Origin of the sequence: Cryobacterium sp. TMT1-2-2, from assembly GCF_004403505.1 — a bacterium.
Classification (GTDB): Bacteria; Actinomycetota; Actinomycetes; order Actinomycetales; family Microbacteriaceae; genus Cryobacterium; species Cryobacterium flavum.
This window is the reverse complement of the sequence record NZ_SOGS01000027.1, coordinates 234,849-259,502: the sequence shown is the minus strand read 5'-3', so window position 1 is coordinate 259,502 and position 24,654 is coordinate 234,849. Positions and strand designations below refer to the sequence as shown.

General features: G+C 62.0%; 21 protein-coding genes. 8 read left to right on the top strand and 13 right to left on the bottom strand.

Annotated elements, in window-relative coordinates; genetic code table 11:
• Positions 1–41 precede the first annotated feature (41 nt).
• The 11 genes from mftF to mftA all read right to left on the bottom strand — a co-directional run bounded on the left by mftF (position 42) and on the right by mftA (position 10,129).
• On the bottom strand, positions 42–1,451 hold the full coding sequence (mftF, locus tag E3T35_RS19045; RefSeq protein ID WP_134380725.1) for a mycofactocin biosynthesis glycosyltransferase MftF: 1,410 nt from the start codon (positions 1,449–1,451) through the stop codon (positions 42–44).
• Positions 1,448–2,206 (bottom strand): mycofactocin biosynthesis peptidyl-dipeptidase MftE, encoded by a 759-nt coding sequence (mftE, locus tag E3T35_RS19040; RefSeq protein WP_134344806.1) that lies wholly within the window; start codon positions 2,204–2,206, stop codon positions 1,448–1,450. Before mftE ends, mftF begins: the two co-directional genes overlap by 4 nt.
• A gap of 88 nt (positions 2,207–2,294) precedes the next feature.
• Positions 2,295–3,503 (bottom strand): pre-mycofactocin synthase MftD, encoded by a 1,209-nt coding sequence (gene mftD / locus E3T35_RS19035; protein WP_134380722.1) that lies wholly within the window; start codon positions 3,501–3,503, stop codon positions 2,295–2,297.
• Positions 3,504–3,530: 27 nt separating this feature from the next.
• Positions 3,531–4,283: a VWA domain-containing protein gene (locus E3T35_RS19030; RefSeq protein WP_198421053.1), complete on the bottom strand. Its 753-nt coding sequence runs from the start codon at positions 4,281–4,283 to the stop codon at positions 3,531–3,533.
• Positions 4,284–4,514: 231 nt separating this feature from the next.
• Complete coding sequence (locus E3T35_RS19025; protein WP_134380716.1) at positions 4,515–5,429, bottom strand: MoxR family ATPase; 915 nt, start codon at positions 5,427–5,429, stop codon at positions 4,515–4,517.
• Positions 5,430–5,459: 30 nt separating this feature from the next.
• Positions 5,460–6,299: a mycofactocin-coupled SDR family oxidoreductase gene (locus E3T35_RS19020; protein WP_134380713.1), complete on the bottom strand. Its 840-nt coding sequence runs from the start codon at positions 6,297–6,299 to the stop codon at positions 5,460–5,462.
• Positions 6,300–6,357: 58 nt separating this feature from the next.
• Complete coding sequence (locus E3T35_RS19015; protein WP_166790013.1) at positions 6,358–7,191, bottom strand: mycofactocin-coupled SDR family oxidoreductase; 834 nt, start codon at positions 7,189–7,191, stop codon at positions 6,358–6,360.
• Between the two features lie 38 nt (positions 7,192–7,229).
• Complete coding sequence (locus tag E3T35_RS19010) at positions 7,230–8,063, bottom strand: mycofactocin-coupled SDR family oxidoreductase (protein WP_092338442.1); 834 nt, start codon at positions 8,061–8,063, stop codon at positions 7,230–7,232.
• Positions 8,064–8,315: 252 nt separating this feature from the next.
• On the bottom strand, positions 8,316–9,716 hold the full coding sequence (mftC, locus tag E3T35_RS19005; RefSeq protein ID WP_134344813.1) for a mycofactocin radical SAM maturase: 1,401 nt from the start codon (positions 9,714–9,716) through the stop codon (positions 8,316–8,318).
• Entirely contained in the window at positions 9,713–9,988 is a 276-nt protein-coding gene (mftB, locus tag E3T35_RS20105; protein WP_092453130.1) for a mycofactocin biosynthesis chaperone MftB, read from the bottom strand. The genes mftC and mftB overlap by 4 nt, the downstream gene beginning before the upstream one ends.
• A gap of 9 nt (positions 9,989–9,997) precedes the next feature.
• On the bottom strand, positions 9,998–10,129 hold the full coding sequence (gene mftA / locus E3T35_RS18995) for a mycofactocin precursor MftA (protein ID WP_134344814.1): 132 nt from the start codon (positions 10,127–10,129) through the stop codon (positions 9,998–10,000).
• Between the two features lie 99 nt (positions 10,130–10,228).
• On the opposite strand from mftA, the gene mftR reads away from it, so the two are divergent.
• The 3 genes from mftR to E3T35_RS18980 all read left to right on the top strand — a co-directional run bounded on the left by mftR (position 10,229) and on the right by E3T35_RS18980 (position 13,326).
• Entirely contained in the window at positions 10,229–10,903 is a 675-nt protein-coding gene (gene mftR, locus E3T35_RS18990; RefSeq protein WP_134344815.1) for a mycofactocin system transcriptional regulator, read from the top strand.
• Positions 10,857–12,527: a GMC family oxidoreductase N-terminal domain-containing protein gene (locus E3T35_RS18985; RefSeq protein ID WP_134380708.1), complete on the top strand. Its 1,671-nt coding sequence runs from the start codon at positions 10,857–10,859 to the stop codon at positions 12,525–12,527. Before mftR ends, E3T35_RS18985 begins: the two co-directional genes overlap by 47 nt.
• Before the next feature lie 556 nt (positions 12,528–13,083).
• A complete protein-coding gene (locus tag E3T35_RS18980) occupies positions 13,084–13,326 on the top strand; it encodes a hypothetical protein (RefSeq protein WP_134344817.1) in 243 nt (80 codons plus the stop codon).
• 384 nt (positions 13,327–13,710) lie between these two features.
• On the opposite strand, the gene E3T35_RS18975 is transcribed toward E3T35_RS18980, so the two are convergent.
• Together E3T35_RS18975 and E3T35_RS18970 are read right to left on the bottom strand one after the other, a co-directional pair.
• A complete protein-coding gene (locus E3T35_RS18975; RefSeq protein ID WP_134380706.1) occupies positions 13,711–15,003 on the bottom strand; it encodes a M20 family metallo-hydrolase in 1,293 nt (430 codons plus the stop codon).
• Between the two features lie 133 nt (positions 15,004–15,136).
• The gene (locus E3T35_RS18970; protein ID WP_134344819.1) at positions 15,137–16,303 is read right to left on the bottom strand and encodes a CdaR family transcriptional regulator; all 1,167 of its coding nucleotides are present in this window, start codon (positions 16,301–16,303) and stop codon (positions 15,137–15,139) included.
• A 121-nt stretch (positions 16,304–16,424) separates the two neighbouring features.
• Here E3T35_RS18970 and E3T35_RS18965 point away from each other — a divergent pair, with 121 nt between their 5' ends.
• The 5 genes from E3T35_RS18965 to E3T35_RS18945 all read left to right on the top strand — a co-directional run bounded on the left by E3T35_RS18965 (position 16,425) and on the right by E3T35_RS18945 (position 24,548).
• Positions 16,425–18,080 (top strand): amidohydrolase, encoded by a 1,656-nt coding sequence (locus E3T35_RS18965; protein WP_134344820.1) that lies wholly within the window; start codon positions 16,425–16,427, stop codon positions 18,078–18,080.
• 16 nt (positions 18,081–18,096) lie between these two features.
• The gene (locus E3T35_RS18960; protein WP_134380704.1) at positions 18,097–19,425 is read left to right on the top strand and encodes an MFS transporter; all 1,329 of its coding nucleotides are present in this window, start codon (positions 18,097–18,099) and stop codon (positions 19,423–19,425) included.
• A gap of 867 nt (positions 19,426–20,292) precedes the next feature.
• Complete coding sequence (locus E3T35_RS18955; RefSeq protein WP_134380702.1) at positions 20,293–21,618, top strand: MFS transporter; 1,326 nt, start codon at positions 20,293–20,295, stop codon at positions 21,616–21,618.
• A gap of 217 nt (positions 21,619–21,835) precedes the next feature.
• Positions 21,836–22,801, top strand: a complete 966-nt coding sequence (gene speB / locus E3T35_RS18950) for an agmatinase (protein ID WP_134380699.1) — start codon at positions 21,836–21,838, stop codon at positions 22,799–22,801.
• A 505-nt stretch (positions 22,802–23,306) separates the two neighbouring features.
• Complete coding sequence (locus E3T35_RS18945; protein ID WP_134344824.1) at positions 23,307–24,548, top strand: ROK family transcriptional regulator; 1,242 nt, start codon at positions 23,307–23,309, stop codon at positions 24,546–24,548.
• Positions 24,549–24,654: the final 106 nt, after the last annotated feature.

Below are 24,654 nucleotides of genomic sequence, written 5' to 3'. Positions count from 1 at the left end.
CGTTCGTCGACGAGTTCCGGCGCTCCGGCTTGATCGAATAACTAGCGACGTCCGCGGATGTCGGGGCGGAGCGCCGCCGTTGAGTGCCCGCGGAGCGCGCCGAGCCAGAGACCTGTCCCGTAGGCGAGGTCGTCGGCTCGGCGTGCGATCCCGAAGCGCACGATGTCGAGTTGCGGTTTTGTGCGTCGGTAGTCGAGGACGACGTCGAGTATGGCGGCGGCGATCGTTGCCCGGCGTACCCGTCGGGAGATGATGCTGCCGAGCACCGCGATTGGCCACCAGTGCCGCGTGAGCAGGGCCATCGTCTGCGAAACCGATGCGGCGACGCCGGTGGCTGTCAGCTCGATACCGATACGCAGCGGATGCTCGTGGCGGGATAGCTTGCGCGAGATGCGCACTGCGGCAACGGCCGAAATTCCGAGGGCGAGAGGAATCGACCATGCCCGCTGGGCGAGCAACGCCACGATGACGCCGACGCTCCAGGGCGCGAGGATCGCCGGGGCGATGTTGCCTGGATGTCGGAGTGCCAGTGCGTGGCCGCCCGTGCCATAGAACGCTTTGCGCTTGGCCCAGTCGGGAAACGTGACTCGGTGTTCGTGGGCGCTCGTCGCGGCCGGTTCGTAGCGCACCCTCCAGCCCTGTTCGGCGAGTCTCCAAACGAGGTCGACGTCTTCGCCGACTCGCATACCGTCGCTGAACCCGGCGCTGAGGGCTTCGACGCGGGCTACGACGAAAGCCGTCGACACCCATGACACCCGCGCGCGCGGCCGCACCGTGGCGGGAGTCGGTCCGAGGTCGAGCGATGACCGTGCGTCCTCGTAACGAGAGATCCAATTGACCCGGGTCGATAGCTGGAGTCCGATCACTCGCGGGGCGACGAGGGCAACCCTCGGATCAGCGAAGTGCCGGAGCAATGTTGCTACAGCGCCGTCGGTGACGACCATGTCGTTGTCGACGAACACCACATAGGTCGTCTGCACCAATCGCAGCCCCGCATTACGTGCGCCGGCAGGACCCAAATTCTCGGGCAGAGCGATGAAACGGGCTCCGGCGGCGGCGGCGATCTTTTTCACCTCGCTTGGATCGGGCGAAGCATCGTCGACGACGATGACCGATTTGTGTGGCCCAATGCTCGCTAGGAGGCGGTCGAGGGATTGCGGCCGACCGTAGGTTGGAATCACGTAGGTGACGTCGCTCTCATCCGCTGCCGGGAGCGTGTCGAGTACCGGATCGGCCATGCCAATTTCGAGCAGCTTGTCCACGAGGGCGCCCGAGCCGGCACGGTCGACGGCCAGGCGGTGCCCGGCGAACATGCTGGCGGCGGCCCGGGAGAGATAGATTGCGCGGGTCGGGGAGCCTCCGACCAAGGATCGGCCTTGGTCACGCACTGTGACCGTGCGGTTGAGTTCGACCGTGAAACCGGGTGGGAGCAAGGCGACGGGCGGCTTCATGTTCGATCTTCCGTGGCGACGGGTGCCGGTACTGTGCACCGGGCGGGGTCGCGGAGGCATCCGCGGGGGTCGATGGACTCGCCGAGGATCCGGCGCTGCACACCGTCGCACATCTCAGCCATGAGGGCAGCGCCGGTCGCGGCGGTGGCTCCGGTCGGGTCCCCCAAAATCCCGGTCGGCGACACCGCTCGCACGCCCTCCGACGCGAGCCGGCTAAAAAGGGCAGACATCGGCGTCGTCGTGCCCGGCACAACCGATGCTAGGTCGACCAACTTGGCGTCGAGATGCAGCAGAATCGATGTCTCGGTGATTCCGGCGTGGGCATCTCCCCGGGCAACCGCGCAGGGAGCCCAAGCGACAGTGTGACCTTCGCCCCGGAGCAGAGAAACGGATGCGGTGAGCGCAGCAAGGTTTCCGCCATGGCCGTTGACGAGCACAATGCGGCCAGCCCAGGTCGACAGGGAGCGCACCAGTTCGATAATGACCGTCGTGAGCGCTTCGGTGCCGATCGACACGGTTCCCGGAAAATTCTGGTGCTCACCGCTCGCCCCGTACTGCAGGGCGGGGGCGACGACGACGGAATGCCCCCTGATGGTCAGGTCCGTGGCGACTCGCTCTGCCACCGCCGAGGCGATTATGGTGTCGGTGGAGAACGGCAGGTGTGGTCCGTGCTGCTCCGTCGAGCCAAGGGGTACGAGCACGACTGGGGCCGGCGGCAGCGATGGCCAGGTGCTATACGCCAATTCACCATCCACTTGTGCCCCCCTCGTTCGACTTCAAGTCTGGCCCCAAAAAGTACCGGGCGCCGCCGCCATGGCGGTGACGTGGTTGCTAGTGACGTGATTATTGCCGGGTCGTAGCGTCGACGTTGCTCAGTGTCGCTCCAAGGGTGCGCGAGAACGTTGGCGGGATGTAAAAGTCTGCGGGTGAGAGCTCGTGGATTGAATCATGGCCAAGGCCGAGAACGGCCGAGTCGAGTCCGCCACGCAGAATGTCGAGTACGTTTTCGACTCCGGCCTGGCCGTTCGCGGCGAGGCCCCACAGGTAGGCACGGCCGATCATGACCGCGCGTGCGCCGAGCGCGAGGGCCTTGGCGACGTCGCTGCCCCGACGGATTCCGCCGTCCAGCAGAATTTCCACGTCGCCGCCAACGGCTTCGACGACCGACGCGAGCATACGAATTGTCGCCGGTGTTCCGTCGAGGTTGTTGCCGCCGTGGTTGGACACGGAGATGGCGGTTACACCCGTGTCGACGGCTCGGTGGGCGTCGTCGATGCGGGTGACGCCCTTGAGCATGAAGGGTCCTCCCCAGGTTTCGCGCATCCAGGCGACGTCTTCCCAGGAGGGTGGTGGCGTCTGCATCCACTCGTAGTAGGCGCCGAAGAATGTTGGTGCAGTGCCTCCGGGAGGAGTGAGATTGGGAGCGGTGAGGTCGGGGATATGCCCGGACTTCGCGAAGCGCAGGAGCCATTGTGGGTGGGGGAGCACGTTGGGCGCGAAGTTGATCATTGCCTTCAGGCTCATCTTTTCCGGAATCTGCGGGCTGCCCCAGTCGCGACCGTTGGAGAAGGACCAATCAAGGGTGGCGATGAGTCCCTTGGCGCCGGCGGCCCGGGCCCGGTTCATTCGCTGCACCATCGATTCCCGCGATCCCGACCAGTACATTTGGAAGAACGTGTTTGGGTTGGCAGCAATTACGTCTTCAACGGGTTTGCTGGCGAACGAACTCAGGCCCATGATGGTGCCGCGGTTAGCGGATGCCCGGGCAACGGCCACTTCACCGTCGGGGTGCACGGCCTGCACACCTGTGGGGGAAATGATGACTGGCAAAGAAATGGGGATGCCCATCACGGTTGTCGTGAGGTCGCGCACCGCATGGTGCCCGGCGACATGCGGTGAGAAGCCGAGCTCGCCAAACGCTGCCATGTTGTCGTCGATGGTCAGCCCGCGCTCAGACCCCGCAACGAGGGCACCGTAGACGGAGGAGGGAATTGCTCTCTTGGCTCGTCGCTGTGCCTCGGCAACGGTTTCGAACCATGCGTTTTTTGCCATGGGAGTTCCTGCTTTCTAGTTGTCGTTTTAGGTTCTAAAGAGTCGACTGATAGCCGGAGCGACATCGCGGTGGGTGCGCACGAGATGGGCGGTTCCATGCCCGGCAGTCGCGAGCTGCCGGCCGAGTTCGATGTCTTTCTCACCGCTCACGTCGATGAGCACGTCGAGTCGCCCCAGCCGGGCCGCGCTTTCCCGTGGATCCGGACCCGCATTATGCACACAGTCCGACAATAGGATCACGCGCGCCTCCCGTGTTGGTACCTGCGCCAGCTGACGCGCCGCGAGTTCGAGTGGGAAGGCGATGTTCGTGAGTCCGCGGGCGGGCATCTGCAAGATGGAATCGAGCAGATCCATCGGCTTCACCTCCCGGCCGAGACCGAGCAGGATGGCTGCGTCCGACCAGAACGCGATGACGGCCAGGGAGTCGTGCTGGAGTTCACCCGCGAGGGCACCGACCGTCGCGGCGGCGGTCTGCACTCGCTCGCCTTTCATTGATCCGGACACATCAACGAGCAGCACCACCGACCGGCGGGTGCGAATGCGCTCCCGCACGATGATGTCTTCGTCTTCCGGAATTGGGTGTTCGGCGAGCATCTCGATTGTGCGATCGAGATCGATTTCGTCCGACCCGGCCCGGTAGGGCAAACTCGTGAGCTTGCCCGACCCGCGGTGCGCCAGCGAGTCTGTTCTTGGTCGGGGGATAGCCAGCCTCGCAGCTATCTGCCGGGCTCGGGCGCGCACGCTGGGATCGATGTCGACCACATCGGTGCCACCGAGCACTATTTCACCTATTTCGTCGGTGTTTCCCGCTTCAGTGGTGCCCGGAGACGATTTGGGCGCGGGACCGCGCCCAATTGTCTGCGCGCGCAACACCATGCCTGCGCTCCCCGCGCCGCCGGGCTCAAAGACCACCGGATCCTCCGTGAGCTGTTTCGGCTTGCGACCCAACGCGGTTCTGGCCCGTTTCTGGCGGTCCGGCCTCGAAAGGGGTGTATCCGCTTCGATCTCCCTTCAACCCGGCTCGGCAATGGCCGGTTCCAGAATGAAATGGTCTTCCCAGATCTGTCGCAACACGCGCTCGGGCGTGCTTTCCGCGGCCTCGTCGAGGTGGATGCGGCCGGACAGGGAGACGGTCATGGCATCGTAGACGAGTTCTTTGTAGCCGTCGTCGTGCGGTGACCTGAGGTGTCGAAGCAGTGCGAGTTGCAGCGCGACGAGGACACAGTCAATTGCGCCGCGCACGCTGCTTCCCTGGCGTACATCCGGGTGACGCCTCGTTGCCCGGGTGACGGATACCGCGTCGATAACGAGGCGATTGGCGAGATCACTGTCGGCCTGGGTGCGAAGCGTGACGATTCCGCGTTCGGCTGGCTCATCCTGATAGCCGATCGCGAGTCGGTTCAACCGGTCGTGCACGCTCGTCGACAACCGCGTCGTGCCGACGTTGTCATAGGGGTTCATCGACGCAACTACTCGGAAGGTCGGCGCCGCGATGATGGTGCCGACCCGGGGCACCGCGATGGCACGATCAGCCATCGCGGCGAGCAGTGTGTTGAGGGTGTCTTCCGGTGCCCGGTTGAACTCCTCTATATAGAGGAACCCGCCGCGTTGCATCGCTTCGATGAGGGGCCCAGCCACGAAGTTGTCGGAGCTATAGTCCTCCCGCAGCACCCGCGCGGGATTGTGGTGACCAACGAGTTTGGCTGGGGTGAGGTCGGCATTTCCCTCGACGAAGAGCAAGGGGATACCCCATTCTTCGGTGATGGCTTTCAGTATGGTGGTTTTGCTAGTCCCCGGCGGCCCCTCAAGTACGATGTCGCGGCTGGCTGCGACGGCCGCGAGCGTCAGTTCGAGCTCACGCTCCCGGCCGACGAGGTGCGCGGCTACCCGTTTCTGGGTGTCGACGATGGTACTGGTGGGTGCCACGTGTTCTCCTTCATCTGGAACAGGGCTGGTTTACTTGATGGATGCTCCACCGTCGACCGGGATCTGGCCTCCGCTGACGTAGTAGGACTGGTCGGAGGCGAGCCAGGCGACCGCGTTCGACACGTGGATTGGCTCGATCCAAGCCTTGCCCATAGGGTTCAGCCCGGCGAAGGCGGGTTCGGCATCCTCGGCCTGAGGATCGTCAAGGTCTGGGCGGAACAGCTTGTAGGTGTTGCTGTTCTTCACCATCTTCGTGTCGATCGAGTTCGGGTGGATCGTGTTAACCCGAATTCCGTGAGGACCGAGTTCATTGGCGAGTACCTTCATCAGGCCGACGATGCCGTGCTTGGTAGTCGTATAGGCGGCGACGTTGGCGAGTCCCTTGAATCCGGCCAGTGAGGAGATAATAATGACCGAGCCGCCGGCACCGGATGCGATCAGATGGTCGGCAGCGGCTTTGTAGGTGTGCCAGACCCCGGTCAGGTTAATGTCCATAAGGTCTTTCCAGGACTGCTCTTCGATCTTCTGGGTGTCCGATCCGAAGGTGAAGATTCCGGCGTTGGCGACGACGATGTCGAGCCGTCCCAGTTCTGCGACGCCCTCATCCACGGCCTTGGTCAGCGCGTCGATATCGCGCACATCCGCCTGTTTCGCCACGATACGCCGGTCGAGAGCTTCGACCTGCCGTGCGGTCTCCGCCAGGTCCTCGGCGGTTGCTGGCTCATAGAATGTGGTGACGCTGTCGACGCCCTCGCAGAGGTCGATCGCGATGATGTCGGCGCCCTCCTGCGCCAGGCGAATGGCGTGGCTTCTGCCCTGCCCTCTCGCTGCGCCGGTGATGAAGGCGACTTTGCCGTCGAGGTTTCCCATGTCTGTCTCTTTTCTTCCGTATGTGGCGGTGCGCTTCGCGTCGACCCGCGTTAATTGGTTACTTGACGAGGTTGCCCGCGTCCACGGGGAGGGTAACGCCGGTGATGAATCTCGCCTCGTCGGAGGCCAGGAACAATACCGCGTTGCTGATATCGACCGGCTCCACCCAAGGCACGGGCAGGGCGTTGATACGCTTGAAAGCCTCAACTGCCGAATCCTGAGTGGGGTTCGCATTGGCCGGATCGAACAACCCCCAAACGTCTTCGTTCTGGATCATGATTGTGTTGACCGTTGTTGGATGCACCGAGTTCACTCGAATTGAGTATTGGGCGAACTCGTTGGCAAGCGTCCGCATGATGCCGACGACCCCGTGCTTGGCTGCTGTGTAGTGGACGGTGTTAGCGAGTCCTTTAAGCCCCGCAGTCGAACTGGTAAGAATGATCGACCCGCCTCGTCCGCCTTCGATGAGGTGCGGTAGGGCCGCCTTGCAGGTGTTCCAGACGCCGGTCAGATTAATGTCGATGGTTTCCTGCCATGCGGCGTCGTCAAGCTCGAGCGCCGGGGACATCTGAAAGATTCCCGCGTTGGCCGACACGATATCGAGCCGTCCGAGCTGAGCGACTCCATCGTCCATCACCGCTTTTAGCGCTGCTGAGTCACGTACATCGGCCTGTGTAGCGATGATGCGGCGATCCAATGCTTCCACCTGACGCACGGTCTCGGCCAGATCCTCTGCGGTGGCCATTGGGTATGCATGCACCGACTCAACAGGACCGACGATGTCGACCGCAATGATGTCCGCGCCCTCCTGGGCCAGTCGCAGCGCATGACTGCGCCCCTGACTTCTAGCGGCACCGGTGATGAACGCTACCTTGCCTTCTACTCTTCCCATGATCTTCTTCTCCTCGTCGAGTTGTGAAACGAATATTCTTACTTGATGCTGCCGCCCGCGTCGACAGGCAGGGTAACGCCGGTGATGTATCTAGCCTCGTCGGAGGCCAGGAACAGTAACGCATTGGAAATATCAATTGCTTCCAGCCACGGAATCGGCAGCGCCTGCATAGCAACCGATGCAGTCTTGAAGTCTTCGCGGGTGGGGTTCTTCAGATCGGGGCGGAATAGCTTGTAGATTGCCTCGTTCTGGATCATGTCGGTGTTAACCTGCGTCGGATGGATGCTATTGACACGGATCATGTGTGGTGCAAGTTCGAGGGCCAGCGTTCGCATGAGTCCCACGACACCGTGCTTAGCTGCGGTGTAGTGGGCGAGGTTCTGGTAGACCATCAGAGCGGCGTTGGAACTGGTCAGGATGATGGATCCACCGCGCCCGCCGGCCTTGATGTGCGGGATCGCTGCTTTTGTGGTGCGCCAGACACCGGACAGGTTCACGTTGATCATGTCTGTCCAGATCTCCTCCGATAGCTCCTCGGTGGGTGCCATGTCGGTTACGATGCCGGCGTTGGCCGACACGATGTCGAGGCGTCCGAGCTGCGCTACACCCTCATCCACTGCGGATTTCAGGGCGTCAAAATCGCGCACGTCCGCCTTAGTAGCGATGATGCGACGATCGAGTGCCTCGACCTGACGAACGGTCTCGGCCAGATCTTCTTCCGTGGCCCCGGCGTACGGCGCTCCGGGAATGTCCTCACAGACATCGATCGCGATGATATCTGCGCCTTCTTGTGCCAGTCGGATAGCGTGACTACGCCCCTGGCCTCTGGCTGCACCCGTGATGAATGCGACTTTGCCTTCTACTCTTCCCATGGTTTCCTCCTCATTTTTGATGTTCAGGTTCTATACAGTCGACTGAAACCGGCGCGGTAGTTGCGGCGGCGCGGCATCCGATCGGAAGGCGTACTCCGCGACTGCGTCGTGCTGCACCTCACGGCTCAGAGTCCCCGTTCGCCGAAGCAGTCGCGCGTTCCGATCCTTGATAACGCATTTTTTGGCTGAAGACCACCGACTCTCTGCCGCAAGCGCACCGGGCGCTTGTCACGTCTCTCTGGGTTGCGAACTCTAACTACAGCCGCACGTTCCTTCTCCGCAGCTCTCCCCGGCGCAGCTGGATTGCGAAGTTGCGAGCAGGTTCATCCCGGCCAGTGGGCTGTCGTCACAAGCTCCTGCCGGTGGTTGTTCGGGCGTGAACCCGACGAGAGGACTGACTTCGCAGTCGCTGGCGTTCACTGGAACCATCCCGGCGCGACGGTTCAGTGTGAGCTGTACCGGGCCCATTCCTTCGCGTCCGGCTCGGGTAGTGCGGTGGGAGTGGTCGACGATTGACGATTTTGGAAGCTCTACCGCTTTGCCCTTGCGGTTCTTTAGCAACTCTTCGCCGTAGCCCTGGACGCATTCCGGGTCGGGACCATCCAGCGGTAATCCAGTGAAGAATTTGGCGGCCATGCAGCCGCCCTTACAAGTGTCGAAAAACGCGCATGAGGTGCACGCTCCACCCGACTGCGGTTCGCGCAGTTTGAGAAAGAGTTCCGAGTGCTGCCAGACCTCCTGGAAGCCGCCCTCTGAGCGCACATTGCCGGCGAGGAACTCTTCGTGAATGGCGAAGGGGCACGCGTAGACGTCCCCGACGGGGTCTATGAGGCAGACAACACGACCTGCGCCGCACAGGTTAAGGCCGGGCAGTGCGTCTCCAAAAGCAGAGAGATGGAAGAACGAGTCTCCGGTGAGCACACCATCTCCGTGTGCGACGAGCCAGTCGTAGAGTTCGCGCTGCTGCGTTTGGGTCGGGTGCAGTTCGTCCCAGACGTCCGCTCCGCGACCGGAGGGGCGCAGGCGGGTGAGCCGCAATTGGGCGTCAAACTTGTCGGCGATGGCCTTGAAGTCGTCGAGCTGGCTGATGTTCTGGCTCGTACAGACGACCGAGATCTTGAATCCCTTGAAGCCGGCTTCATACATGTTCCGCATGGCTTTCATAGCCGTGGCGTAGGAGCCGGGGCCGCGCACATGATCGTTGACTTCCGCTGTTGCGCCGTCGAGCGAGATCTGCACGTCGACGTAGTCGCTTCTGACGAGGCGCTGGGCAATGTCCGGGGAGATTTTCACGCCGTTGGTGGAGAATTTGACTCCGACGTGGTGCTCGGATGCGTAGTCGACGAGTTCCCAGAAATCGGGACGCACGGTCGGCTCGCCGCCGCCGATGTTGACGTAGAAGACCTGCATCCGCTCGAACTCGTCGATGACGGCCTTCGCTTCTGCCGTCGTCAGCTCGCGAGGATCGCGGCGCCCGGAACTCGAGAGGCAGTGAACACAGGACAAGTTGCAGGCGTAGGTCAGTTCCCAGGTGAGACAGATGGGGGCGTCAAGGCCGTATTCGAAGAGATCGACGAGACGCTCGGTCTTTCGGGGAGTATCTTTCGGGGCGAGAACGAACGGGGACGTTCGGGGTGCATCGAGCAGCGTCATGAGGTCCTTTCAACGACCATGGAGGATTTCGCAAGGGTGCCGAGAGCACGCTGATAGCGAGGCAGATCACTCTCAGCGATGCCCGCGGCCGTGCACGCTGCACGGGCAGAAGGTACGTCGGCGAGAGTCCTCACGACGGCGAGAAGCGTCGTATCTTTTAGGAATGAGAGCTGGCGGGTACCGAAATGGTAGAGCAGCGCACCGAACGGCTCCGGGCGAACAGATACCTGGGGATGGAGATCCCATCCCCGGTCAAGATCCAGGCCTGGCATGTCAGCGATTTAGTAGACGCCGCACATGCCGTCGATCGAGATCTCCTCGACCAGGGTATCGGATTCGAGATCCGACCCCGCAGAATGTTCAGCGCCGGCGGTTGCGGATTCGGTGGGGCTGGTCTTTTTTGCGGAAACCATGCGGTTCTCCTTGCGATAGAAATCGACATCAGTGGCGAAAATCTCGTGCATGCACCAGACTAGTGGCACTCAGTGCCGAAAGTACAGGGATGAAAACAAATGAATGAATGCTCTGTGGCACCGCGGATGGGCCGACAGCCGCTGACGACCCGCGCCGCCCTGAGCCACGTAGCACTTCGGCTTTTTCTCGAGCACGGTTTCGACCAGACGACCGTCGACGACATTGCCACCGCCGCCGGAATTGGGCGTCGAACCCTGTTTCGCTACTTTCCCTCCAAGAACGATCTGCCCTGGGGTGACTTTGACGCTGAACTCGCGCGTATGCGCGCGTTCCTCGCTGCTACGGACACGACCGTGTCTCTCGTCGATGCGCTCGCCCGGGCGGTCGTCGAATTCAATCGATTTCCGTCAGAAGAAGTCCCCTTTCATCGCGAGCGGATGAACCTGCTGCTGAACGTTCCTGCGCTCGTGGCGCACTCCACGCTGCGATATGCCGAGTGGCGCCTGGTGGTGTCGGATTTCGCGGCTGGCCGCTTGGGAGTTGCCGTCGACGCGATCGAACCGACAGTGATCGGCTGGGTATTCCTCGGTGCATCGCTCGCCGCGTACGAGCAGTGGCTCAGAACTGACGGCTCCAACCTCATTGAGCTGCTCGAGTCGGCCTTGCTCCTGCTTAAGGAGGGTTTCACGTCGGGTGAATTACCAACAGTTGGACCCGGAGGACAGCATGAACCCACGAGTACCGGTGTCGGACTTGACGAACGTGAACTATGACGTGATCGTGGTCGGTGCCGGCGCAGCCGGAGCCCCACTCGCAGCCCGACTGAGTGAAGATCCCGAGAGACGGGTGCTGCTCCTTGAGGCAGGACCGGTGCCGCGGTCCGCCGCCGAATTCCCGCCCGAGTTACTCGATGCTGGAACCGTGCAGGGAGCAATGCCGGGACATCCGCAGAATTGGTCGTTCACAGGTAATCTCACACCGAAACTGCCCTACTCAATCGCGCGCGGCCGGATCCTCGGTGGATCATCGACGATCAACGGCTCGTACTTCATTCGCGCCAGAAAAGCCGACTTTGATTCCTGGTCTATCGGGTCACCCGAATGGGCCTGGGAAAAGGTATTGCCGTTCTATCGCCGGATCGAAACCGACCTGCAGTATGGCGAGTCCGCCGTTCACGGTGGTGCGGGGCCGATGGTCGTCGGTCGGCCTCCGCAGGACCATCCAGTGACCGTCGCTTTTCGCGCGGCGGCCGTGGAGCTGGGCTTCGCCGACGAACCTGACAAGAACGATCAGGGTATTCCGGGACATGGACCGCTCCCGATGAACACGCTCGACGGCGTGCGTCAGAACACCGGGATCGCCTACCTGAATCCGGTACGGCACCGCAGAAACCTCACGGTGTCGGGTGACAGCTACGTGCGCCGTGTACTGTTCGAGGGAACAAGAGCTATCGGTGTCGAGGTCACGCGGGGCGGCGGGATCGTTCAGCTGCGAGGCCGAGAGATTGTGCTCTCGGCAGGCGCGATCAAATCACCTCACCTGCTGCTGGTCTCAGGGGTGGGCCCCCGGGAGCAACTGGAACAATTCAACATTCCAGTCGTGCGCGACTTGCCCGGGGTCGGGACGAATTTCAGTGATCACCCGGATATCGCCGTGCTGTGGCAGCCGCGCCGACAGATCGTTGACTACCGCACGTCGCAGTCGATGGCGGCGTGCCTGAACTTCACGGCGACCGGTTCTACTGCGCCCGGGGATCTGGAGATTCTCCCGATGCTTAAACCGATGGGGTATCTGTTGACCGGCAGCGCGCGCGGCATCATGGTCGGGGTACGCGCCGCAGCGAGGCGTCCGCTTCGATCACTTCGGGCGATGCGCGGGGTGTCGATGCGGCGCTTCGCGAACCAGATCGCCTATCGGGGGGACCTCGCGCTGCTCGTCGCCGTGCAGTCAGAGACTTCGCGCGGACGTATCAGCCTCGAGTCGGACGACCCAGACGTGCAACCGCGCATCGACTACAACTACCTCTCGACCGAACACGACCTCAAACGCATGCGCGAAGTTGTGCGGGTGGCGGTACATTTGCTGCGAACAGATGCCTACAGGCACCTGTTTAAGCGATTGACCGAACTGACCGACACCGTGCTCGAGAGCGATGAACTGCTCGATGATTGGCTGCGCTCCCACTTGGGCACCGCCATTCACCTCTGCGGCAGTGCACGGTTTGGGCCAGCAGATGATCCTGGGGCCGTCGTCGATCAATACGGGCGCGTGCACGGTGTCGAGGGGTTGCGCGTCGCCGACACCTCGATCCTGCCGACCACGCCCGTGCGCGGACCGGCCGCGACCGCCGTTCTCGTCGGGGAGCGCGTGGCCGACTTTATTCGCCGCGGAATGTAAGGCGTACTTCTTACGGCCTGTACCCCGATGATTATCGCCCGGAGGACGATTCCAACGCCGATAGAAGGGAAGATCGTTCACAAGCCCTGCACAGGATCTAGCGCCCACAATCAACGCCCCTGGGCGTTCTTCACAGTCCGGCCGTGACGCCAACGCATCCCCGTACGCCGGTTGATCTTCAACATTCGGCACGCCTAGGCGTTACTGATTCCTTGCCTCATTAGCCGAGCATATTCAACGCGCGTCTCGGCCATCGGCAGCGCCGGTCACCTTCTTGCGGCTTCGGGAACCGTCTGTCATCGCTACTCCTAAAACTCAGGTGTTGCGACGTTGGCTGGAAAACGCCCAGCCTGTCATGGCCGCCGACACACCGTCTGCGTGAAGTCGGTTCGGACTTTGCGCAGCGCTGTCCCCGATGACGGCGATTGGTTGGCGCTGCATGTGCTGGCAACGGCATGCCGCCATAGGAGGGGGCTATGTTGGGTGGGAGATGCAAGCGGCATCGGAGTTGGTTGAGGTACCGCCGGTACGGGCTGCTCATCACGAAGGAGATTCAATGTCGAATCAGGATCATGAACCGTGCGCAACGGGAGATCTCGAGGTCCGCAGTCTGTCCGATCATGAATGGCGTGTCGGCGACCGCCGCTGCCACGAAAGGTCACCCAAGAAGGTGCTCGGTTACATCGAAAAACGTGGTTCTGCTTTTGAAGTCATGAATATAGAGGCGCCACGACGGCACGTCATGTTTGATCATTTCGAGTCGGCGGTCGCCTCGTTTGCGTCAGTTTCCCCGACTTAGATTTTGTTTACGGCGTTGACGTCAACTTGCCGATTCACTCATCTCCGAGTCCGAAACCCTGACGTGTTTACGTTGCGAGGTCCAGATGCAGCAGGAGCGGCTCGGTCCAGGCTGTCCCTGGCGTCAAGCAGCATAGATGTCAAAAATGAGACTGACTTGACTTAGATGAGACAGGACATGACGGGAGCTCTATTCGGCAGATTCTGCCATAGCCTCTCTACTTGTTGACATAATCGGCCACGGGGCGACCATAAGCGGGACATGGAGGGCAGCAATCCGCAGGAAGAAAGCGGCAGAGAATCCGGCACGGTTCAGACAGTCCCATTCCGCCGTCCGAAATACCCGTGGCAGGTAAGTGCCTCCGATCGGCGGGGGCTTAGTCGACTAGACGTCAGCGGTCGCTGCGGGCTGTGGGGCGGGGGAGAGGCGACCAGCGCAGAGACGGGTGACCACCTCCGTGAGCATGTCGACGCCGGCACGGACGTCCGCATCGAGGGTCAGTTCTCCCTCGTTGTGCGAGATGCCGTCAACGCTCGGCACGAACAGCATCACGGTCGGCACGACATCTTTCATATTGGTGGAATCATGACCGGCGAGGGTCATCATGGTCTGTGACGACAAGCCGAGATCGTCGGCGACCGCACGGGCCAGAGTCACGCCCTCAGCCTGGTAAGGCTGCACGTTCCAGAAGTGTGACTTAGTGAGCGTGATCGTGACGCTGTCGCGGCGTTCGATCTCAATGACCTGCTCGTGCAACATGGCATCCGCCTGCTCGAGCACCTCGGCGCTGGCAGACCGCAGGTCGAGCACCATCCGCACCTCCGACGCTACGACGACGGGCGAGTTGGGCTCGGCGAAGAGTTGGCCGACCGAGGTGTGCAGTGCAGGATCGGGGAAGGAATCGGCTAGGTCGCGCAGCGCGATGACGAGGCGGGATGCGCCGACCAGGGCGTCTTTGCGGTCGGACATCACCGTGGAACCGGTATGGGATTGCTCTCCAGTGACCACGGCGGAGTACTTGTGGGCCGCCCACGTGGCATCGACCAACCCGATGGTCACCCCATTCCGCTCCAGGTGCCGGCCCTGTTCGATGTGGATCTCGGCATAAGAGACGGCGTGCGGCGCAGCATCCGTTCCGCGAAACCCGATCGCGGATAGCGCGTCGGCGACGCTGACACCGTCGGGATCGCGAATCTGCAACACGGCGTCGGCGCCGAGCTTGTTCGTGAAGACAGCACTGCCCATCATGCTGGGCTGAAAGCGAGCGCCCTCTTCGTTGAACCAGTTCACCACGGCCAGGTTGAAAGGCGGGGTCTGCCCGGTGCTTGTGACGTTGTTGCGGACCCGCACGGCGGCATGGCCTGCCGCCAGCACACCGTAGGCGCCGTCGAAACGACCAGCCGTGGGCTGGCTGTCGAGGTGCGACCCGACGAGTACATAGGGAGCGCCCGGGGTGAACTCAACCAGGCCGAACATGTTTCCCACCTGGTCGACCCTGACCGTAAAATCACGCTGCTGCAGCCAGCTACGAAGCCAGGTGCGCACGTCTGCATCCGCTGGAGACGCCGCCAGGCGGTGCACTCCCCCGCGATCGGTCGCGCCGAAAGCCGACATTGCGGCAAAGTCGGCGAGAAAGTCTTCGCCAGCCAGATCTGTGTTGATACTCGGGTCGATCATGAGGTACCTCCGAAGGTTGCGGGTGCAGCACTGCGCTGCGTACTTCAAGGCTCACAGTGCGTGCACCACAAAACAATGGAGATTCACTGCCGGACCGCAGTGTCAACTGTGCACGCGCACATCCGGAACGGAATTATCGCACGGCGTTGCAGTGCAAAGCCGCCTGGATGATGGCCGCATCACCCGGCCGACCCGGGTCGAGCCCGGTGAGCGACTTGAACCGGCTCAGGCGGTTAAGGACGGTGTTGCGATGACAGTACAGCTCTGCCACTGTGGCAGACACCGAACCCGACTCGAACAGCACCGTGATCGTGGCGAGCAGGCGTTCGCGCTCATGCGCGGAGATGTTGGCCAGCTGACCCAAGACCGAGTCGGCCAGCACGGCGCCGAACTCGCCGAGCTTGTTGGCCGAGACCCGGCCCCAGCCGCTCTGCACCGTGGTCATCCCGAGTTTCCCCGCACTGGCCATGACCAGATCGTCGGCTATGCGCGCCATTCGCGGCACCTCAGCCAACCCCTCGACGGCCGGTGCCACCCCGCACGGGACCGTGTGCAGCCAGGACGGAATCGTGGCCGCCGCGCGCGAAGCGTACTCGATTAGAAGGAGTAGAGCTCCCTCGTGTTCGTGCAGATACTTCTGCGACTGATTCCGCGCAGCCGCCGTTCGCAGTGCGTGGTGCCCCTCGGCGCCAGCTACGGCGACGAGAAAGATGCCGCCGACATCGACGCCGAGCGCCCGCGCGGCCTGGTTGAGCAGCGGCGTGTCTTTGCCATCGGAGAGCAGCAGCCGGCTCAGCAGCAATGTTTTCTGCTGCTCGCGCTCCTGCGCCAGGCTGGCCAGCTCATTGAGGTAGCCGGCATGCACCCGAATGGTGTGGAATTCCACGGCCTCCCAAACGGCGATGGCACCGCGGGTGAACTCCGGCAGATCATCGAGCGACACCCGAATCAGCATCGCCGACCAGAGAATGCGAAAGTCCAGCCGCACCGCTTGCAGGAGCGCCTCCAAGGGCAGTCCCTGTCGAGCGCGACGGTGCCCCAATTCTTCAGACAGCACGAGCAGGCGTTCGGTCAGCGGCAACTGTCCGATGAGGCGCAGCAGCAGCTCCATCGACGCAACGGCGGTGTTACGCAGGTCGTCGGCAGCGAGCATGGATTGGCTGTAGCCGGCTACCGTACGCACCTGCGTGAGGTAAGTCGTGGCAATTTCGTCGATGTCATCGAGACACGTACGGACGACTTCGCTCATGACCGGGTGCACCGGTTCGCGAGTGGCGAGAGTGTTGGGTGAATTGTGCATTTGCCCAGACTATGTTCCCAGATGGGTGCGGTCGTCCATTGTGCGTTTTCTGGCGTGCGCGCACCATTAGGAAATGCCATTTTGCCCGCGACCGGGCTCAGCGCCACCAGGGGGGAACACCATGCTTGACGTCAAACTGACGAACGCGCGCATTTTTACGCTGGAGAACGAGCGGCCGAGCGCACAGATTCTCGGAATACTATCCGGTCGAATAGTAGGTTTCGACGATGAGGTCGCGCGGCTGACCGCGACGACCACGATCGACTGCGGCGGCAGGGTCATTGTGCCCGGATTTGGCGATTCTCACAATCACATGGCTTGGTTCGGGCAGACCTTTTCGGAGCTGGACCTCAGCGGCTGCACCACCGTCGACGAGGTATATCAGGCCGTAGCGGTCCGGGCGGCGTCGTTGTCGGCCGACGATTGGGTCATCGCGTCTGGCTACGATGACACGGTACTCGGCGTTCACCCGCACCGTAATGGCCTCGACGAGGCCGCCGGCCGCCGGCCAGTCTGGCTGAAACACCGCTCGGGCCACATGTGCGTGGTGAACACGGCGGTGCTTGAGCTTGCGGGCATTCTCGACGGGACTGCGGTCGTGCCCGACGGCGGTATGGTCGTCAGCGACGCCGAGGGGCCCACCGGGCTGCTGCAGGAGCAAGCGCAGACCCTGGCGAGTGCGCTACTGCTGCCCTATTCTACCGATGACCTTTCAGCGGCGATCGGCCGGGCCAGCGCTGCCTATGCCGCCGAGGGCCTGACCCACGTGACCGAGGCGGGCATCGGTGCTGGCTGGATTGGGCGCAGCCCAATTGAACTCGCCGCCTATACAGCAGCCCGGCAGAGCGGCACGCTGGGCACCCGTGTACAACTAATGGTGTCCAGTGACGCGGTGCATTCGCTCGCGGTACACGCTGACGACCGCGCCACCGTGGGCCTCGACCTGGGTCTCACGACGGGGTTTGGCGACGACTGGATTCGGCTCGGTGCGATGAAAATTTTCATCGACGGCTCTCTGATCGGGCGCACCGCTGCGGTGACAGAACCGTTCTGCGACCACGGTCACGGACGGGGCAGCTTTCAGCTCTCTACCGCGGAGCTGACGACGCGCATCATCGACGCGCATCGCGCCGGCTGGACCGTAGCGGCACACGCGATCGGGGATCAGGCCATCGACGTAGCGCTCGATGCTTTTGCCGAAGCCCAGCGCCAGCACCCGCGCCCCACGGTGCGGCACCGCATCGAACACGCCGGCATCGTACGACCCGACCAGGTTTCACGGTTCGCTGACCTCGGTATAACCCCGATACCGCAACCCCGCTTTCTCTACGAGGTGGGTGACACAATGGCTGCTGCTGTCGGTGCCCACCGCGCAGACTGGGTCTACCGACACCGCACCTTCTTGCAGCACGGGGTGCGCGTGCCCGGAAGCTCCGATCGCCCCATCGCCCTCGGCGCACCGCTGCTCGGCATGCAATCCATGGTGCAACGGCGCACCTCGAGCGGCGCTACCGTGGGATCGGCAGAGACGGTGACCGCAGATCAGGCCCTGCGTGCATACACGGTCGACGCTGCCTGGATCGCCGGCGACGAAGAACGCCGCGGGACGCTGGCTACTGGAAAGCTCGCCGACTTTGTCATGCTCTCCGAGCATCCGGCCGAGGTGGCTCCCGAAGCAATTGGGCGCATCGAAGTTTTGGCCACCTTCGTGGATGGCGCTTGCATCCACGGCGATGCCCTCGTATCCACTCTCACCTGCAATTTTGATCACGAATAGTAAGGAACAGCCTGAAATGACTACCACAGCAGATACGTCGGCCGCCGAGGTTGGGGCGCGACCCAAGCTCAGCGGCAAGGACGCCGGCCGCATCGCACGCGCTGCCTTCGTCGGTACCGCGCTTGAATGGTATGACTATTATCTATTCGGAACCGCCGCCGCGTTGGTGTTCAACCGGCTCTACTTCACCACCCTCGACCCGACGGCAGCGACCCTCGCCGCCCTGGCTACCTTCGGTGTCGGCTTCGCAGCCCGCCCGATCGGCGCCATATTGTTCGGCTATATCGGTGACCGGGTGGGCCGCAAGCCCGCACTGTTGATCACCATCATCATGATCGGGTTCGCCACCGGACTGATCGGCGTGCTGCCCGACTTCGGCACGATCGGCCTGGCTGCTCCCGTGATGCTCGCGGTGCTGCGCCTGGTTCAGGGGCTGGCCGTGGGCGGCGAATGGGGCGGTGCGATGACGCTGGCCGTGGAGCACGCACCACTGAAGAAGCGCGGTCGGTTCGCGGCGCTCGTGCAGGTCGGCTCCCCGGTGGGTACCCTCATGTCGGCCGGTGCTTTTGCTCTGGTACTGCTGCTCCCAGCGGAATCCTTCGACAGCTGGGGCTGGCGCCTGCCGTTCCTCGCCGCCTTTCCATTGCTCCTGATTGCCGTCATCATTCGGCTGAAGGTGGAAGAATCGCCGATCTTCCAGGAACTAGTCAAAATGGAAGAGCGCGCCAAGATTCCTGCCGTCGACGTCTTCAAGTTTGCCTGGGGCCGACTGCTTGTGGCCATTGCCGCCGCTTTTCTGGGCGTCGGTGGGTTCTATGTGATGACCACGTTCGCCATCACTTATGGCGTGAGCGTTCTGGAACTGGATCGGGCTCTGCTCGTGAACGCCACCCTGATCGCGGCAGTCGTACAGATCGGCGTCATTTTGATGATGGGGCGCGTGGCAGAGCGCTTCGGCGCCGGACGAGTCACGATGTGGGGCGGCATCGCCACAGCCGTCGCAGCCTTACCGATCTTCTGGCTCATCGACACCGGCCACCCCCTAGCCGTGATCTTCGCGATCACGCTCGGTATCGCGCTACTCTCCACCGCGTATGCGGTGTCGGGCACCCTGCTGACCGAGCTCTTTCCACCCCGGCTGCGATACAGCGGCGTGGCCCTCGGCTACAACATTGCCGGCGCTCTCAGCGGGTTTCTGCCGTTCCTGGCACTCGCCATGCTCAGCTTCTCGGATGGAGCCTCGTGGCCCGCGGCGGCCATCCTCGCCGTCGTCGCCCTGATCACCTCGGTGGGCGGCTACTTCGGTGGGCGCCTGAAGATAAAGGACATGGACATAATCGAGTAGCTGCTACTGGGCGGCACCCCTCTGGCTTCCGTTTGTTGATGGCGGCCGTCACCGCGTGTGTGGCGGCCGTCATGGTCTCATCGGATTTGATCGCTGAAGCTGGGTCTGCAGCCGCCAGGCCGTTCCATCTCTTCGCTGGCTGGTCGGCACCCACGGCCTCGGGTACGTCAAGGCTGTGTCTTGTTGCCGGACCGGCACTGGGCGCTGCATCTGGTTGTCAGGGCGAGCACCACTATGTCTTGGAGGTGGGTGAAGGCAGTCCTCTTGCGGTCTCAGCTCCGCTCGACCGACGGATTGGGAATTTTCGTCGGCGGCGCAGGCGGCCATCATCACAATCCGCGTGATCCCGGATGACCGATGGGAGGTTCCTTGGGCTCGACATCGCCGACAGTGAGAACGCGGGCTCCTCGATCAGCCTGTATCAGGCTTTCACACGCGAACGGGCCTGCAGCTGGGCACGATGAAGCTTTCGGTGCGCGGGGGTTGAATGAATCGCTGCTGTGCGCGGATTAATGGATTACGGACTTTCAGGAGTTTCCGATAAAGCCCGGAATTCGTGCGCTTATCATGAAAGAAAATGTTGCAACTCTATTGGAATTCAACTAGCAAAGACGCAGGGAAATGAGATTGGAAGCCCCAGTCGGCGACAATTCCTCAAGTAACATATTTCAGATTTGCAGCTAAATGCAGTCTTTCTGAGCGCATGTCGATTATTTTGCTCTGTTGACAATAAATGGATTGGTGTCGAATTTGGGCAGGTGGAACGCTGTTGTTTCGCATTATCTTCGAATGAATCAATGTTGATTCGTTAGAGGATAACTCCACGAAGCAAGCCTTCGATATAAGAACCGAGTAAGGACAAGGTCCATGAATACGAAAGCCTCACATGCACGGCCTCGCAAAGCTGCTTTCGCCGCACTCGCCGGCACGAGCATCGAGTGGTACGACTTCTTCATCTATGCCACCGCAGCAGCGTTGGTTTTCAGACAATTCTTCTTCCCACCGGATATGGATCCGGTTATCGGCACGATCGTTGCTTTCGGAACGACATCGTTTGGTTATCTCGGGCGCCCAATCGGTGCATTCATCTTTGGCCACCTCGGTGACCGGAGCGGCCGTAAGCCAGTGCTGGTCGCCACACTCATGCTCATGGGGCTCGGCACCGTCGGAATAGGCCTATTGCCGAGCTACGAGACAGTTGGCCCACTCGCTCCGCTCCTCCTGATCACTTTGCGACTGCTGCAGGGAGTTGCCATGGGCGGAGAATGGGGCGGCGCTGCCCTTTTGGCTGTCGAGCATGCCCCCGCAAACCGTCGGACGTTCTTCGGTTCGTTCGTACAGCTTGGATCAGCCGTCGGAGCGACGCTCTCAGCCGCCATGTTCGCCCTTTCAGAGATGATCGGAGATGGCCTGGTCGCGGGTTCATGGAGAATTCCTTTCGTTGCTTCTGCGGTCCTGCTCATCATCGGACTGGTCATTCGTCTTCAGGTCGGCGAGTCCCCTGAGTTCGTGCGCGCAGTCGCGAAAGGCGAGATCACAAAGGCGCCGGCTCGCGTGGTGCTCACTAAAATGCCCAAGAGACTCCTCATTGGCATCGGTGCCATGCTTGTGGCCACGGGCGGGTACTACGTGACGTCATCGTTCTTCCTCGCCTACGCCACGGAGCAGGCTGGCGTTCCAGTGGCGCTTGTCCTGAATGCTCTGATCGTTGCGGGCCTGTTCGAAATGGCGTTCATGCCACTGGCCGGCCTTCTGGGCGACAAGTGGAAACCCCAATACGTCGTCATCGTCGGATTGGTCGGAATCACATTGATCGCCGTTCCGCTGTACCTGCTGTCGCACACCGGCTCAATGCTCGTCATCACGGTCATGCTGTCAATGACCGCCCTGTTCACGGCATGCAACTATGGCCCGATGGCGAGCATTCTGTCGTCTATCTTCCCGGTCAACGTGCGCTACACCGGCACATCATTCGCCTACCAGGGTGCGGCGCTAACCGCTGGAGCGCTGACACCGATTGTTCTTCCCACTCTCCTGGGCATCGCTGGTGGTTCACCCTGGCTGATCTTCTGCTACCTCGCGGTGTTCTCTGGTGTCGCTGCAGGCTGTGTGTTGGCGACGAGAAAACTGACTGTCGCCCTCCCCGTAGCGGACAGCATTGTTACAGGCACCCCTGTGGCAGAGCTGCGATAACACGCACCGCACGGCCAGGAGCCGCTCACCGCCCGAGACCGAGTCGCCACTGGCCGCGACCACGGTAAGACAGGGCGGCACGAAAATCGGAGCACGCCTCGGACCCCGAGTTCGCACCCTCACGATCCAATGAACGCTTCAGTCGGTGATCTGAACACTGTCATCGTCACGACAACCGGGGTGAACAGTGCCCCGCACACGAATCGAGTCTTCTAGTATGAACAAAATCATCGGTCAGGTAAATGGCCAGGAATCCCCGCGCTACGCCGGGCTGACCACCTTCGCCCGCCTCCCGCGACGCGAGGATGTCGAGAACTTCGACATCGCAGTCGTGGGGATCCCCTTCGATGCCGGGGTCACATTTCGGCCCGGAGCGAGATTCGGACCGTCCGCGATCCGGGAAGCATCGCGACTGCTGCGTCCCTACAATCCTGCCCTGGAAAACAGACCCTTCTCTGATTCACAGGTGGTGGACGCCGGAGACATTGACTGCAACCCGTTCGACATACCCAAGGCACTGTCACAAATCGACGCGGGGCTGGCTGAACTCATGTCAAACGGAGCCCCCGTGGTTTCACTCGGCGGTGACCACACGATCGCCTTGCCCGCTCTCCGCGCTGCCCACCGCGAGCACGGTCCGCTCGCCTTGGTCCATTTCGACGCGCACCTTGACACGTGGGACACCTACTTCGAAATGCCGTACACACATGGCTCTCCGTTTCGTCGTGCGTCCGAAGAGGGCCTCATTCGCAAGGACCGCTCGGTTCATGTTGGCGTGCGTGGCTCGCTCTACGATGAAAAAGACCTCATCGATGACAAGGAATTGGGTTTCACGATCGTCAGTTGCCGTGATTTCGACCGTATCGGAGTGGATGGCATCCTCGAACGTGTCCTCGAACGGGTAGGCGACACCCCACTTTACGTCTCCGTGGATATCGACGTCCTCGACCCGGCACACGCGCCGGGGACAGGAACACCGGAAGCAGGTGGGATGACCAGCCGTGAACTCTTGGCCGTCGTGCGTGGTCTTCGGCACAATAAGATCGTCGCGGCAGACATCGTTGAAGTGGCACCAGCCTATGATCACGCAGCGATCACCTCGGTGGCAGCGGCAAATCTCGCCTACGAGTTCATCAGCATCATGGCCGAGCAACAGAAGACGCGTCCATCCCGATCGAAATAGCCGCGACGAGGAAACAGAACCGTCTGACCGCCCGGGAATCAGATCGCTCACGAGTAATGGCAGGCGAGAAGAACTGGCACGAATCTGGCCAGTCGGCCGGCTCGGGCCGATCAAAAAAATGAACCGTTGAACCGGCTCGGTGTTCATGCAGCAGCGAAGCAGCGTGCGTGGTGAGCGGTCAACACTTTTCGGGATGGGCGGGTAGCTGTATTCATTGGCGGCGGCGATGAACTTCTGGGGCGTCCAGGTGGCTCACTAGCTGCCGGCGACGAGGATATGGCCGCCCAGTGGGTTCGGACCGTCGCCGGCGCGGACGTGCACGTCGGCGGTTTCCACGGCGCGGAACGGAATCGTCGGTGTAGCACGAGCCCGTTCCCCTTGGAAAAAAACGACGGAAATTCGTCTCCGACGGGCGTTCAGGGTCGACTTAGTACGCAGAAAATAGTGCAGTGTGATAGAAAAGATCTAGCACATCTGAGTGCCCACCAGTGAGCAGTGGAGTTCCGTGTCCAATCGCAAGAAAAACACAGCTGTGACGAGCGCGGTTGCACGAGTGAATCAAACCGCAATCATTGAGGAGTTACGGAAATCAGGCGCACTTTCCCGGCAGCAACTCTCAGTCCGGACAGGTCTGAGTTCCGCGACGATCAATAGGCTCACGGCAGTGCTGATCGAGGAGGGCAGCGTTCGCGCGGCAGGACACGAGCCTTCCACGGGTGGTCGGCCATCCATTCTGTTGAGTTACGCCGGGGGATCGAAGCTGGTCGCAGCCATACAGCTGCATCCGGACCGCGCCGCGGGGCTCCTCATGGATTTTGACGGGAAAGTCGTCTATCGTCGCGAAGCGCTCTTCAGGCCACGGCAGTTCCTGCTCGGTGGCGACGCAACCGATGACGCAACGGCGATCCCGGCTGATCGCGAAGCGCATCTCAAGTCGACCCTCGACCTCTTCGATCATCTGATCGCCACCTCCAAAAGCATGGGTTCCCCATGCCTTGCCGTTGGTGTGGCCGTACCGGGAGTTGTCTCCGGACCTCACGGTACGGTCGGGCACACAACGGAGCTCGGCTGGTCTGACGTGCCGCTGGGGCGCTTGTTGCGTGAACGATCAGCAGTACCGGTGGTCGTCGAGAATGATGCCAACGCGTTGGCATTCGGTGAACTCCACCGGGGAGCCGGCCGAGGATTGCAAAGTCTTGTCGCTCTCTTTCTTGAAAATGGCCTTGGCGCCGGAATCATCACAAACGGTGAGCTGCACCGGGGTGCCCTCGGCGAAGCCGGTGAAATCGGATACCTGCTGATGGATCGAGCGTCCCTGACGCATTCGAAGGCCCACCCCGAGTTGGGCGATCTCGAGGATCGAATCGGCCCACGCGCGCTCACCCGAAGAGCACGTGACAAGGGCATACCGATACCTCCCACGGGCCTGATGACGGCCGACGACATCTTCGGGATTGCCGATGACGGCAACGTTGCCGCTCGGGAGATCGCCGAGGAGATCCTCGACATGGTGGCAATAGCGATTGCCGCGATCGTCATCATTCTTGACCCGGAACTGGTGGTCGTCGGCGGCGGACTGGTCGGCGTGACGAACCGTGTGATCCCCGGCATCCAGGAACGACTCACCGGGCGAATCATCCGCGTTCCGCGGCTGGAGGCGGCGACCAGACGGGAAGATTCCGTCATTCTCGGTGCGGCCGAGCTGGCAGCTGCTGAAGTCAACGGGTTTGCCTACCTGGCGGGTTAGCCGTTCGCGATCACTGCTGCCATTCCGGAGCCAGACGGGGCGCGATTGCGCATGGGCTCATAATTCCGCTGGTTTCAATCCGGGGCTATCGGGAGGATTCGCTTGA

Coding starts and splice junctions, on each gene's coding strand:
- mftF (WP_134380725.1), bottom strand. CDS start 1,451: ATGAAGCCGCCCGTCGCCTTGCTCCCACCCGGTTTCACGGTCGAACTC.
- mftD (WP_134380722.1), bottom strand. CDS start 3,503: ATGGCAAAAAACGCATGGTTCGAAACCGTTGCCGAGGCACAGCGACGA.
- E3T35_RS19020 (WP_134380713.1), bottom strand. CDS start 6,299: ATGGGAAACCTCGACGGCAAAGTCGCCTTCATCACCGGCGCAGCGAGA.
- E3T35_RS19015 (WP_166790013.1), bottom strand. CDS start 7,191: ATGGGAAGAGTAGAAGGCAAGGTAGCGTTCATCACCGGTGCCGCTAGA.
- E3T35_RS19010 (WP_092338442.1), bottom strand. CDS start 8,063: ATGGGAAGAGTAGAAGGCAAAGTCGCATTCATCACGGGTGCAGCCAGA.
- mftC (WP_134344813.1), bottom strand. CDS start 9,716: ATGACGCTGCTCGATGCACCCCGAACGTCCCCGTTCGTTCTCGCCCCG.
- mftB (WP_092453130.1), bottom strand. CDS start 9,988: ATGCCAGGCCTGGATCTTGACCGGGGATGGGATCTCCATCCCCAGGTA.
- mftA (WP_134344814.1), bottom strand. CDS start 10,129: ATGGTTTCCGCAAAAAAGACCAGCCCCACCGAATCCGCAACCGCCGGC.
- mftR (WP_134344815.1), top strand. CDS start 10,229: ATGAATGAATGCTCTGTGGCACCGCGGATGGGCCGACAGCCGCTGACG.
- E3T35_RS18985 (WP_134380708.1), top strand. CDS start 10,857: ATGAACCCACGAGTACCGGTGTCGGACTTGACGAACGTGAACTATGAC.
- E3T35_RS18980 (WP_134344817.1), top strand. CDS start 13,084: ATGTCGAATCAGGATCATGAACCGTGCGCAACGGGAGATCTCGAGGTC.
- E3T35_RS18975 (WP_134380706.1), bottom strand. CDS start 15,003: ATGATCGACCCGAGTATCAACACAGATCTGGCTGGCGAAGACTTTCTC.
- E3T35_RS18970 (WP_134344819.1), bottom strand. CDS start 16,303: ATGCACAATTCACCCAACACTCTCGCCACTCGCGAACCGGTGCACCCG.
- E3T35_RS18965 (WP_134344820.1), top strand. CDS start 16,425: ATGCTTGACGTCAAACTGACGAACGCGCGCATTTTTACGCTGGAGAAC.
- E3T35_RS18960 (WP_134380704.1), top strand. CDS start 18,097: ATGACTACCACAGCAGATACGTCGGCCGCCGAGGTTGGGGCGCGACCC.
- E3T35_RS18955 (WP_134380702.1), top strand. CDS start 20,293: ATGAATACGAAAGCCTCACATGCACGGCCTCGCAAAGCTGCTTTCGCC.
- speB (WP_134380699.1), top strand. CDS start 21,836: ATGAACAAAATCATCGGTCAGGTAAATGGCCAGGAATCCCCGCGCTAC.